We start from the raw sequence: 12,697 nt of genomic DNA, 5'->3' as shown, positions 1-12,697 counted from the left end.
TCTGCAAAAACTACCCAAGTAGCATAGAGTGATTTTTAGCCTATTTTTTATATTCAACAAGGGTTTAGCGCTGAATTTATGTTTTAAGGGGTATTTAAACAAAAGAGACAAGGCTTTTAACTTCTTAAGGTGTTAAACACCAAAATTACAAACAAAGAGGCTATCTAAGTAATTGTTTTTAATGATTTATTTCCATTTTTAAAACAGTAGATTTTATATAAACATAAATTCCAGCCTGCCTGCAAGTAATTGTTTCTATTGTATTTTTTAATTTTTGGCCATATTCAATAATATTTTTCTTTATATTTTAAGCAGTAAGCCCTTGTTTTAAACTATACACCGCACAAGCAACAGATATGATACAGAGATTAACTCCAAGCCAAGGCCTAATTTAGACAATATCGCTTTTGCTATATATAAATGAAGCCATATAGCGAAAGAGCACATAAGCAACACTGATAACGTTATTGAAGCCAATCTTTATTGCAGAATTCTAAAATGATTCAGCACTCTACTCTTCTTTATGTATTCTAGTTAAAGATAAGACTTCTTTTTTTTATGTAGCTGTGGTTTTATATCGACAGTTTTTTATCAACTAGAAATATAGGCGCTGAGCGCGGTCATTCATTTAACTTATGGCAACCGTGGCGCAACTCAGGAGACCTTATGCGTAATGGCAATCAAACCGCGGCTGTAAAAAACTTTGATCTATGGATCAGAAACGACTTCAAACAGCTTAATACCCAATTAGAAGAAATCTATTTTGCACAGAGTGATCGTAGTGACGTAAATTGCCAAACTAGCGTTACTAAGCCTTTAACCAACGAATTAACTGAGGCTGGACGAACTTATATTGCAGCATTATTAAAGGAAGGCAATACCGATTCAGGTTTTGATGCTGGTTTTGATTTGCTCGGCAACGTCGGTTTATATATGGCTGCATGTCGTCGTCATGACATTACTGAACCAAGCAGAGAAACTAAATCACCCCTAATCGAAGCGTCTGCATTGGCCATGCAAATTGGCGCGTCGCTTGGCGTAACGCCGCGTTTTTCTACTAGTCATTTAACTACGCACAATTCAGCCATAAACGGCTTATACAAGAGCTTTACCTCGTTGGAAGATGAGATATTGTTCTTAGACTACAATACACGCGGCATTTTAGCGTACATGCGCACCGCCGATGCCCTACTCAAAATACTACCAATGGGTATATCACATCCACTTACTGGCGATATGCTACACGTTGCCAAACAAGGCTTACAGGATGTCATTAAATACAATGATATATTGTTTAATGAGCTGAACGTAGAGCGCTTTTTTCATTGCGTACGTCCATACTACAAGCCTTATCGAGTTGGCCAGAATGAATATCGTGGAGCAAATGCGGGCGATTTTGCCGGAATCAATGTCATTGATTTATTGCTCGGTGTTTGCCAAGGTGATGACCCCTACTACTCACAAATTTTAGTCGACAAGTTCCTATTCATGTTGCCGGAGGAACAAGCCACGCTGCGTGATTGTATGAGGCGCGAGAGCTTGCTAGATTCTATGCTGAGTGTGACGCCTGAACAGATAAGTAGTCCGTGGTTTAAAGAAAATGGCGCCTTATTTTTAGAAGTGCTCGAACTTCATGGCTACGCAGCAAGCCAACATCACAATCAATTAGTTGAACGATTCATTGCGCAGATGGCAAAAAACGAATCTCAACAGGCATATGAAAAAGTCACGGCTAGTGGCCCACCTCTGCCCGTTTTGTTGCGCTCACTGGAAAAGTTGAAGGATTTACGTTGCGCGACAGAGCGAGATGATATTCCCAGCAGATATGCTGAAATTCAATTATTGAAAGCAAGGATCGCATAGCCCATCAAATTTGATGAGATTGAGGTTATTTAGTGTGTGGTTGCACCTTTGAGCTATTGCTGTCTTTTGTGTCACTTTCTTCAGACAGCAGTTCTATAAAAGGTTGTGGTTTGTGAATAGCAAAGCCCTGTGCGTAATTCACACCTATCTCTTTTAGCATCGTCTTAATCTCTTCACTCTCAACAAATTCAGCGATGGTTTCCATGCCCATCACTTGACCTATTTCATTTATCGACTTTACCATTGCACGATCTATTGGATCGCAAACGATATCTTTGACAAATGCTCCATCAATCTTGAGATAATCAACGGCTAAATTTTTTAGATAGCCAAATGAAGAAAGGCCACTGCCAAAATCATCTAGTGCGAAACGGCAACCAAACTTTCTCAATTCAGATATGAATTTACCCGCTAACAAAAGGTTAGATATTGCCGCAGTCTCGGTGATCTCGAAACAAATCTTTGACGCGCTGTTCTTCAGACTGCGAATTTCTTTGAGTACAAATTCTAAAAAACGCTCATCAGTAATCGATTGACCCGAAAGATTGATTGAAATGAAGTCTATTCTGTTCAAAAATTCGGGGTGAGCTTTTAACGAACGAAGTGTGTTGCTGATAACCCACTTGTCGAGTTCACGCATTAAATTGTAACGCTCTGCAGAAGGCAAAAAAGCTCCCGGTGGGATAATATCACCATGTTCGTCTATCATTCTGACCAAGATCTCAAAGTGTTTTCCCGAACTTTTCTCTAATGGTTCAATCATCTGAGCATAAAGACAAAAGCGATCTTCATCTAGTGCATGCTGTATGCGAGTAACCCAATGCATCTCACCCTGTCGTTTTGCTAACTCTGAATCTTCGTCACTGTGCACGTGTATGCGATTACGCCCTTTGTCTTTAGCCATGTAACAAGCTACGTCGGCAACTTTCAGTAATTCTGTTAAGTTATTCGTCTTATCCGTTATTTGCACTAATCCAATACTTACCCCAACACGGAAACTGCGATTTTCCCAAACAAACTGATATTCTTGAATAGCAGCTTGTATTGCTCTCGTAACTCGGTAGGCGTTATCGGGCGAACAGTGCTCCATCAACACACCGAACTCGTCGCCTCCTAAACGAGCAAGCGTATCGTTATCTCTAACCGCTTCTTTTAATAAGGCGGAAATCTGTCGTAACATTTCATCACCTGCAGCGTGGCCACAGGTATCATTTACTATCTTAAACTGATCCAGGTCCATATAGCATAGAGCGTGAAGCTGGTTTTTCTTCTTGGAGGCAGAGAGCAATTGTTCGGTTCGCCGCTCGAACTCTCTTCTATTCACCAGCCCTGTTAATGAATCATGTGACGACTGATAATTGAGTTGTTCTTCTGCTTTTTTACGCTCTGTAATATCAATATGAGTGCCGACTAAGCGCGTTATTTTTCCCTCCTCACTTTCCACTGCAAAAGCGCGTGACAGTATATTAATATATTGACCATCCTTATGTCGCATTCTAAATTCGGCTTCATATCTCTCAACTTTTTTATCCATAAAATCTTGAATTTGAGCTATGGCCCTGTCTACGTCGTCAGGATGCACCAAGCCCTTCCAAGTATCATAATGATCTTTAATTTCATCTTCAGCAAAGCCAAGCATGCTTTTCCAACGCGGTGAGAAATATATTTTGTCACCTGCTAAATCCCAGTCCCATAAACCGTCATTTGCGCCTAACATAGCTAACTTCAAACGCTCTGAACTGGCCTCTGCTTTTTCTTTTTCAATGAGCAACTTAGTGTTTTGATGCTCAATAGAAGCTGTCATGTTTGCCAGAGAGTCTGACAGATCACCAATTTTATTTTTAGCTTTTTTTATTTCCGTAATGTCATAAAAAATAACCAAAAATACTTCTGTGTAAGAGCCCTTCAATGGTGCAGCACTGATTAATACAACACGCTTTGTGCCATCCTTGCACTTAATATTAACTTCGATAGGTTCAAAGTCAGTGTTGGTTTGTTGCGACTCAGCAAGATGCTGTTCCCAAATATTAACAACCCATTCTCTATACAAGACGTCGGGGTACGCCAGAGGCCACCAATCTGACACTGTAGGAATATCTTTTATGTCATAACCAAATGTTTTAACAAACGTGGTATTGAGGTTAATGATGGTGCCAGCTTTGTTGCTCAAACCGAATGAAACAGGAGAAGAATTAAACATATTTAAAAATAATGGATTATTCGTTGAATTTGTTTCCAATTCCAAAATACGCATCTCTGCTTTTTTTAAATCAGACTGCAGTTCAACTATGTCTTTCATTATTTCATTCCTGTAATCTAACTTTGAGAGCCGTCGAAGGGTTGCTATTCAACGTCACACTTCTGCTAACATTAGTGTAAGATTTATCACAAATCGAGCTTAGAATATATAATTTAATGTTTTACACCGAGTGGTCAGCACATATTATTAAGCGTAAATAAACACTTTGAAGGAAGCAAATGAACAAATATAGATTACATATAGCGACACTTATTCTGCTAACCGGACTAGTCGGATGTGACAAATCAGAGGTGGGCGATATTTCGTTGGGAGTGTTTACGACACAAGATATAAAACTCAATACACTCGTTGACCCATTGGTGCCAGGCGTTACCTGTCACGTGGCCAGCATTGAAGCTGATTTGAGCTTTGCCGATCCATCTGACAGTTCCATTGCTTGCCGACAAACCGGTGAAATAACTGCTGCGATGATTGCGACAATTGATAAATCAAAGTCGGGAGAAATTGTTTTTAGAAAATCAAAAAGTATTTTTTTCAAAACAATGAAAATACGGCGTGTTTTTGATGCTGAATCTCAAACCTTGATGTATGTCTCTTATTCAACCAAAGAAACATCGGGTAGCTTTAAGCACAGCCTTTCAACCGTTCCACTGTGGGGAACTCAGGCCTACGTCAACCCAGTAGGTATAGAACAGCCTCCAAGCCGCTAAATCGAATTGAGTTAGCCGCTTGTTCTTGTACTTTAGGTTTTGCCTTAAACGCCACACCGCTGCCCGCTACCGACATCATAACCAAGTCATTAGCGCCATCGCCAACAGCAAGAGTGTTTGCTATAGGAATGGCGTTGTCTTTCGCCAACTGTTGTAAAATGTCAGCTTTAGCCTGAGCATCAACAACTTTACCTAAGACCTTGCCGGTTAACTTGTTATCTTTAACTTCTAAGGTATTGCTTGAGGCATAATCAAAATCGAACAGCGCTTTAATATAATCAGCAAAATAGGTAAAACCGCCAGAGGCGATTGCTACTTTCCATCCGGTGCGTTTTAATTCGTTAATTAAGAGAGTGAAACCAGGCATAAACGGCAAACGCTTTCGAATACTCAACAAAGCATCTAAATTCACGCCACCCAAACAGGCGACGCGATGATGCAAACTTTCTGAAAACGCAATTTCACCCAGCATGGCTCGTTCGGTGACTTTACTCACAGCTTCACCGACTCCCGCTAACTTTGCTATCTCATCAATACACTCCATCTCTATTAGTGTGCTGTCCATATCAAACACAGCCAGACCAGGTTGTTCAATAAATAAAGGTGGTTTCACAAAAACATCAATAAACAAGGTCTCACTGAGATTTTTAAGTGTCGCATTGAGAATTTCAAACTGACTGCTAGCCTCATTCATTTCACAATCAATATTCACCACCATTTTGTCAAACGCACAGTGATATCGGTTGGTGGTTATTTTGATAAGGTTTGATTGCGTAGGCAGCGCATTTATAATCTCCTCAAGTAGCTCGAAATTAACCACGGTTGCAGCAACAATAAATGTGTATGACTTACTGCTGCTGTTCGCAGAAGTATTAAGCGTTGTATTTGCTGCTTCGTGACTACCGTCGACGTTCTCTTGGCTGAACCAGCTTCCTTTGGGTGAATTAATAAGAATCTGCTTACTAGCATGCTCGGAGATCAACTGACCCATGACTGCGCTATTTTCAGTATTTTTAAGCATCCAGAGTACATTTTGCGGTTTTAGATAGATCGCGAATTTGGCAGCGCTCAGTATTTTGGTAGTTTCTGTGGGTATGAGGTACAAATTAGTTCCTAAGATAACGCGGTGTATTTTACCGACGAGATGATACCTAAAGGCGCATCGCAATAAAACAAAGTCTTGGCAAAAAGCGTTATTTATCCTATTGTTGCTCGGTAGCCATTAACCATGAGAAGCGCTTGTTTAGCCAAACCACACCTAAATTTTCCATGTTGAAACGTATCTCCAACTTTGTATTGGCGATATGTATTGTGGTGATTGCAGTTAACTTGTGGTTGATGCACAATAAAAATGCCAATGAATGGTATAGCTTAGAATCAGAGCAACTCGGCAGAAGTCTAGCTGGCCAAGCCTCAAGAATGTTAGCTGCACCGCTTGAAAAAGAAGACCAAGAAAGTATCGAAAATTACGTAAGCACTATTGAGACTGACAGTTTCGTTAAAGGCACATCACTATACGATCAAACCGGAAAAACAATTACAAGCTTTGATGAAAACTACTCCATCATAGAAGAGTTCAGAGTCTTAGATCAGCCCCCACTCATTTTTATTGAAGATATTATTTATGATGGTAAAACGATTGGCTATGTAAAGCTTTTACTGGACCGCGACGCTATCATTAAACATCACAAAGCATTCAATCGCACCCAATTGATACAAACCGGTTTAATCATGTTGTTAACGGCTATTTGTGCAATGATTATTACTCGCCTATTTTACAAGATACGCGCCAGCTATCAGTTTAGCGACAACCCAAAGAGCGTTAAATAGTTTTCAGTCGTTTGTTGTTCAACTTCAATTGATGACGTTTTTTTAAGTTCAGCCAATGCCTTAACCACCAGCGACAGTTGACTGGGTTGATTGCGTTCGCCTTGAAATCCGCTTATTGGCATATCGGGCGAGTCGGTTTCAACAACGAGTTTGTCTAAGGGAACTTTTGCAATACTCTCTCGTGTTTTTTTCGCACGTGCATAGGTTATCGTTCCCCCAACACCCAATAAAAACCCCATATCAATATAAGTTTTAGCTTCTTGATAGCTACCAGAAAATGCGTGAAGTATTCCCCCACCCTGATAATTTTGCGCTTTCAACAGACTAATGAGTTGATTGTGAGATTTGCGATGATGCAGGATAACGGGTTTTTTATAGCTTTTTGCAAGCTGAAGTTGATAAGACAGGATTTTTTGTTGATACATCATATCAAGCGCTAAACTGCCGTCCAAACCCATTTCACCGAAAGCGATAAAATGCTCAGTATGCAAACTCGCTAAACGAGACAACTCGTCAAGCGTAAGCTGAGTGTTTGCATCATCTTGGAGTTGAAGAAAGTAAGGATGTAAGCCCAAAGCAATATCAACCTGCGGGTATCGCTGGCGCAGGCCTAGTAATTTAGGAAATTGCTGATTTGTTAATCCAAGCACTAACAGACGCTGAATGCCCACTTGAAATGCTCGCTGCAAAACATCATCGCGATCATCATCAAAGGTCTCAAGGTCGATATGGCAATGACTGTCAATCATAAGTTCAGGGCTTAGCCGGGACCTTCATCACGGCATCAATCGTTGTATCGTCCAACTGCCATTTTCTTGCTTATTGTATTCGAAGCGATCATGTAAACGATGTTCTCCTCCTTGCCAAAATTCAATTTGCTGAGGCTCTACTCGAAACCCACCCCAAAAATCGGGTAAAGGAACTTGGCCCTTAGCAAACTTTTCTTTCATTTGCGCAAACTGAGTGACTAACAGCTCGCGTGTTGAAATTGGCTGGCTTTGCTGAGATGCCCAAGCGCCTAACTGACTGTCTTTTGGGCGGGATAAAAAATATTTAGCAACTTCGGTTCGTGAAAGTGCTTTTGCAACGCCGTTAACTCTGACCTGACGTTCTAAAAAATACCATGGGAAATGCAGAGAAATTTTTGCATTGTTAGCAAGGTCTTTCGCTTTTCGACTACCTAGGTTGGTATAAAAAACAAAGCCCTCGTTGCTTAAGTCTTTCAGCAACACAATGCGCTGGCTAGGCTGACCGCTTGCATCTACGGTAGCTACCGTCATGGCGTTTGGGTCTGGTAACTTTGCATTGATAGCATCGTCTAACCAGATCTTAAATAAATCCACTGGATGCTCGGTAAGCACGTCTGATGTCAAACGACCGGCCGTATATTCTTTTCTAAAATCACTAAGCGGTTTCATAATTTGTATTCCACAACAGGACTGCATTATTGTTAAAGAGAATTAGCCTTTATAGTCGTTATCGTAGCCAAGGGATCGCAATGCGCGTTCGTCATCTGCCCAGCCGGCTTTCACTTTAACCCACAGTTCAAGAAAAACTTTATTATCAAACAAAGCTTCCATGTCTTTACGCGCCTCTGCGCCCATGGTTTTAAGATGACTACCCGACTTGCCAATAATCATGCGCTTTTGGGTTTCACGCTCAACTAATATTAATCCATTTATATGGTAGATACCTCTGGGAGTGAGTTTAAACTGCTCTATTTCAACTGTCGTTGCATAGGGCAGCTCATCGCCAGTGAAGCGCATCAACTTTTCTCTGATAATTTCCGCAGCCATGAAGCGGCTAGAGCGATCTGTGATGTAGTCTTCTGGAAAGTAAAACTCACTCTCAGGCAGGGCTTTTAGGACAAGCTGACGCAAATGATCGATTTGCCTATTTTGCTTCGCACTGACAGGAATGACATTTTCAAAATCATGTTTTTCGTTGAGCGCTTTCAACGTATCCATTAACTCTGCTCTGTCAGGCACTTTGTCAGTTTTGTTCACGATGAGCCAGCAGGGTATATTTGCCTGCTTTATTTTCGATAAAACAAGTTCATCATCTTCGGTCCAGCGTGTTCCTTCAATCACAAACAATACTAGAAATACTTCGCCGAGCGAACTGGCAGCGGCACGATTCATTAAACGATTGATAGCGCGCTTTTCTTCGCCATGTAAGCCTGGTGTATCAACATACACTGCTTGACGTTCGCCAATAGTATCAATGCCCATGATACGATGCCGAGTGGTTTGCGGCTTGCGTGAGGTAATACTGACTTTTTGACCTAAAATTTGGTTCAATATTGTCGATTTCCCAACATTCGGGCGACCAACAATGGCAACCATCCCACAATGTTTATTGCTCATTTAATAATATCTCTAGTGTTTGTTTTGCCGCGTTTTGCTCGGCTTGTCGACGACTTTTACCTTTTCCAATTTGACTGGTATTTAAAGGCTCTACAGTACAATCAACTTCGAAGGTTTGCGCATGGTCTTTGCCGCTAATAAGGACAACTTCGTAATTGGGTAATGGCAGTTGTCTGGACTGCAAAAATTCTTGCAACTGTGTTTTATTGTCTTTTATTTGCCTATTCGGATCGAGTTTTTCGATGCGGCTTGCGAATAGTTTAACGATGGTATTTTTTGCAGCATCAATACCCGATTCTAGAAATATCGCACCTATCACAGCTTCAACAACATCAGCTAAGGTTGAGCTACGTCGATGACCACCGCTTTTCATTTCGCCCGAGCCTAGCTTTAGGAATGCGCCGAAATCATGTTCTTTCGCAATCATTGCCAGTGTATCGCCTTTAACGAGTGAAGAACGCATTCTCGTCAACTTACCTTCAGGTTGTTCTGGAAATTGCTGATATAACAACTCGGCAACGACCATGCCTAGCACTGCGTCCCCTAAAAACTCTAATCTTTCGTTATGAATTTTGGCAGCACTACGATGCGTGAATGCCTGCTCAAGCAAAGCCTTATTTTCAAATGTATAATCAAGTACTTTGTTTAATCTAATATATGGATTCATTTTTGCTCTTAACGATGCCTATTTAATTTACGACTCTTAAGGTAATCACTGCTTACCCGAAACGTAAAAGATATAGGCACCTTTGATGTTAACTATCATTGGGATAGTCATACAACTATTGGTTATATCAACCAATTAATTAATAGTACCACTGCGTTCAAATCGTATGCCGGAAGGCAACCAAGTAGGCAGAAAATCTTCAGGCGCTCTATCAAACTCGAAACTAACCCAAATCAACACGGCTTCACCGACTAAGTTTGCGTCAGGAACGAAGCCCCAATATCTGCCGTCTTCACTATTGTCTCTATTGTCACCCATCACAAAGTAGCTGTTCTCTGGCACAATCCACTCGTTGATTGCGGTTCCTGGCTGTTTTGGTTCATAGCGTGCTACCGGATCAATTGCCCTTGGATTTCGCAATAAAGAATGCTGCTTGGTGCCCAAACCTTCAGTATATTCCTCAAGATAAGCACCGCGACTAATAAAGTCAGTCCGACCTGTATATATTTGGGTAACCATTTTTTCTGTAGGACAAGGTTGCTGCCCATTACACGCTTCGGTGATATACAACTGCTTATTGCGATAAATCACTCTGTCGCCAGGTAAGCCAACGACTCTTTTGATAAAATCGACATTAGGATCGCTAGGAAACTTAAAGACAACAACGTCACCTCTTTCAGGTTCTCCGGTTTCAATCAGCTTCGTTCTAAAAATAGGATCTTTTATGCCATAGCTGAATTTTTCAACTAAGATGAAGTCTCCTACTAACAGTGTCGGCATCATCGAGCCTGATGGAATTTGAAAGGGTTCGTATAAAAATGAGCGAAACACCATGACCAACGCAAAAATTGGAAAAAACTGCTTAGCATTATCCACCAAGGCAGGCAAATTAGGATCCGCTTCTTCACCGACTAACTCAATTATGCTCTCATCACCTAAAATAGCGCGACGCTCTTCTAATGCGATTACTTTTCTTTTTGGTGCGAAAAACATGGCATCGACTAGCCAGATGAAACCGGTGATTGCGGTCATCGCCACCAAAAATATTGCGAAATAATTGGCCATTAATTATCCACCTTCAAAATTGCTAGGAAGGCATCTTGAGGTAATTCTACATTCCCTACTTGCTTCATACGTTTTTTACCGTCTTTTTGCTTTTGTAATAGCTTTTTCTTACGGCTAATATCGCCACCGTAACATTTTGCAATAACGTTTTTACGCAGCTGTTTAACCGTACTGCGCGCTACCACGTGATTGCCAATTGCCGCTTGTATTGCAATATCGAACATTTGTCTTGGAATGAGCTCTTGCAGTTTTTCCACTAAGTCACGCCCGCGGCGCTGAGAGTTTGCTTTGTGGGTTATAAGTGCTAAAGCATCGACTCTTTCACCGTTTATCAGTATATCTAAGCGAACCATATCGGCAACTTGGAAACGACTAAAGTTGTAATCGAGCGATGCAAAGCCTCTGCTGGTTGATTTCAATTTATCAAAGAAGTCGAGAACCACCTCTGCCATAGGCATATCGTAGGTAACCGCAACCTGTTTGCCATGGTATGTCATTGCTGTTTGCATTCCGCGCTTTTCAACGCATAGCGTCATAACATTACCTAGGTATTCCTGCGGCACCAGCATGCTTGCGGTCACAATAGGTTCACGGATTTCTTCGATATCATTAATTGGAGGTAGTTTAGATGGATTATCTACTTCTATCACGACGCCTTTGGTTGTTTTCACTTGATAAACAACAGTTGGCGCGGTAGTGATCAAATCTAGGTTGTATTCACGCTCTAAACGTTCTTGAATGATTTCCATGTGTAGCATACCTAGGAAACCTATTCTAAAACCAAAACCTAATGCGGCAGAACTTTCAGGTTCAAAAAACAAAGAAGCGTCATTCAGACTGAGCTTTGATAAAGCATCGCGAAAATCTTCGTAGTCATCAGAACTCACTGGAAACAAGCCCGCGTATACCTGCGGCTTGATCTTCTTAAAGCCGGGTAATGCATTGGCAGCTGGGGCTTTAGCTAAAGTAATGGTGTCGCCAACCGGCGCGCCATTAATTTCCTTAATACCAGCAATAATAAAACCAACCTCACCTGCTTTTAAAATCCCGGTGTCCGTTTGTTTTGGTGTGAATATCCCTACTTTATCTACCTGGTGAACAACACCATTTGACATTATTTGAATTTTATCTTTAGCGTTTAACTGTCCCTCTACTATTCGCACTAGCGAGACAACGCCCTGATAATTATCAAACCAAGAATCAATAATCAATGCCTGAAGAGGCGCATCAACGTCGCCTTCTGGCGGCGGAATACGTTTAACGATTTCTTCTAACACATCTTCAATACCAACACCTGTTTTAGCAGAACAACGCACAGCGTCGATTGCATCAATGCCGATAATATCTTCAATTTCTTCGGCGACACGTTCTGGCTCAGCCTGTGGCAAATCTATTTTATTTAGAATTGGCACAACTTCCATATTCAAATCCATTGCTGTGTAGCAGTTCGCCAGCGTTTGTGCTTCTACGCCCTGACCAGCATCGACCACTAACAGAGCGCCTTCACATGCTGCCAATGAGCGCGATACTTCGTAAGTGAAGTCAACGTGCCCTGGCGTATCGATAAAGTTTAACTGGTATTTTTCACCGTCTTTCGCTTGATAATAAAGTGTCACGCTTTGCGCTTTGATGGTGATCCCGCGTTCACGCTCAATATCCATTGAATCGAGCACTTGAGCCGACATTTCGCGATTAGTTAAGCCGCCACAAGTTTGAATAAGTCGATCGGCGAGCGTCGACTTGCCGTGGTCGATATGCGCAATAATACTGAAGTTGCGAATGTTCTTTAGTTGCATAAATTTAGCTACTTGTCCTGAAGTTACCGAGATTTGTTTCAAGCCCTGAGACGCTTTGTTTTGCCGTCGAAGCTTACCTTGGTTTTATAAGCGAAAAATAAAGACGCGATTTTACCGTTTTATCAGCACAAATGCGAATG

11 protein-coding genes are annotated in these 12,697 nt (G+C 41.3%); 3 read left to right on the top strand and 8 right to left on the bottom strand.

Annotation, left to right across the window (positions count from 1 at the left end):
* Positions 1 to 666: 666 nt before the first annotated feature.
* Positions 667 to 1,863: a PrnB family protein gene (locus GNIT_RS05205; protein ID WP_014108101.1), complete on the top strand. Its 1,197-nt coding sequence runs from the start codon at positions 667 to 669 to the stop codon at positions 1,861 to 1,863.
* 25 nt (positions 1,864 to 1,888) lie between these two features.
* Here the strand turns inward: GNIT_RS05205 and GNIT_RS05200 are convergent, their stop codons facing one another.
* Positions 1,889 to 4,162, bottom strand: a complete 2,274-nt coding sequence (locus GNIT_RS05200) for an EAL domain-containing protein (RefSeq protein WP_014108100.1) — start codon at positions 4,160 to 4,162, stop codon at positions 1,889 to 1,891.
* 179 nt (positions 4,163 to 4,341) lie between these two features.
* On the opposite strand from GNIT_RS05200, the gene GNIT_RS05195 reads away from it, so the two are divergent.
* Positions 4,342 to 4,833, top strand: coding sequence for a CreA family protein (locus GNIT_RS05195; RefSeq protein ID WP_014108099.1), 492 nt, complete (start codon positions 4,342 to 4,344; stop codon positions 4,831 to 4,833).
* Here GNIT_RS05195 and serB read toward each other — a convergent pair.
* Positions 4,796 to 5,854, bottom strand: a complete 1,059-nt coding sequence (serB, locus tag GNIT_RS05190; RefSeq protein ID WP_014108098.1) for a phosphoserine phosphatase SerB — start codon at positions 5,852 to 5,854, stop codon at positions 4,796 to 4,798. The two genes, GNIT_RS05195 and serB, sit on opposite strands and share 38 nt — an antisense overlap.
* A 218-nt stretch (positions 5,855 to 6,072) precedes the next feature.
* On the opposite strand from serB, the gene GNIT_RS05185 reads away from it, so the two are divergent.
* A complete protein-coding gene (locus tag GNIT_RS05185; protein WP_238526943.1) occupies positions 6,073 to 6,663 on the top strand; it encodes an AhpA/YtjB family protein in 591 nt (196 codons plus the stop codon).
* On the opposite strand, the gene GNIT_RS05180 is transcribed toward GNIT_RS05185, so the two are convergent.
* From GNIT_RS05180 to lepA, 6 genes are all read right to left on the bottom strand, one after another.
* Positions 6,630 to 7,412 carry a TatD family hydrolase gene (locus tag GNIT_RS05180; RefSeq protein WP_014108096.1) on the bottom strand — a complete coding sequence of 261 codons (783 nt, stop codon included), beginning with the start codon at positions 7,410 to 7,412 and terminating at the stop codon, positions 6,630 to 6,632. The genes GNIT_RS05185 and GNIT_RS05180 overlap by 34 nt on opposite strands.
* A 27-nt stretch (positions 7,413 to 7,439) precedes the next feature.
* Complete coding sequence (pdxH, locus tag GNIT_RS05175) at positions 7,440 to 8,081, bottom strand: pyridoxamine 5'-phosphate oxidase (RefSeq protein ID WP_014108095.1); 642 nt, start codon at positions 8,079 to 8,081, stop codon at positions 7,440 to 7,442.
* 42 nt (positions 8,082 to 8,123) lie between these two features.
* On the bottom strand, positions 8,124 to 9,029 hold the full coding sequence (gene era / locus GNIT_RS05170) for a GTPase Era (protein ID WP_041246307.1): 906 nt from the start codon (positions 9,027 to 9,029) through the stop codon (positions 8,124 to 8,126).
* Positions 9,019 to 9,696 (bottom strand): ribonuclease III, encoded by a 678-nt coding sequence (rnc, locus tag GNIT_RS05165; protein ID WP_014108093.1) that lies wholly within the window; start codon positions 9,694 to 9,696, stop codon positions 9,019 to 9,021. Before rnc ends, era begins: the two co-directional genes overlap by 11 nt.
* Before the next feature lie 135 nt (positions 9,697 to 9,831).
* Complete coding sequence (lepB, locus tag GNIT_RS05160) at positions 9,832 to 10,761, bottom strand: signal peptidase I (protein WP_014108092.1); 930 nt, start codon at positions 10,759 to 10,761, stop codon at positions 9,832 to 9,834.
* Positions 10,761 to 12,557 (bottom strand): translation elongation factor 4, encoded by a 1,797-nt coding sequence (lepA, locus tag GNIT_RS05155; RefSeq protein ID WP_041246661.1) that lies wholly within the window; start codon positions 12,555 to 12,557, stop codon positions 10,761 to 10,763. Before lepA ends, lepB begins: the two co-directional genes overlap by 1 nt.
* Between the last annotated feature and the right edge of the window lie 140 nt (positions 12,558 to 12,697).

Origin of the sequence: Glaciecola nitratireducens FR1064 (genome assembly GCF_000226565.1) — a bacterium.
Lineage (GTDB): Bacteria > Pseudomonadota > Gammaproteobacteria > Enterobacterales > Alteromonadaceae > Glaciecola > Glaciecola nitratireducens.
The sequence above is the reverse complement of the archived record's forward strand: the minus strand, read 5'-3'. Positions and strand labels throughout refer to the sequence as shown.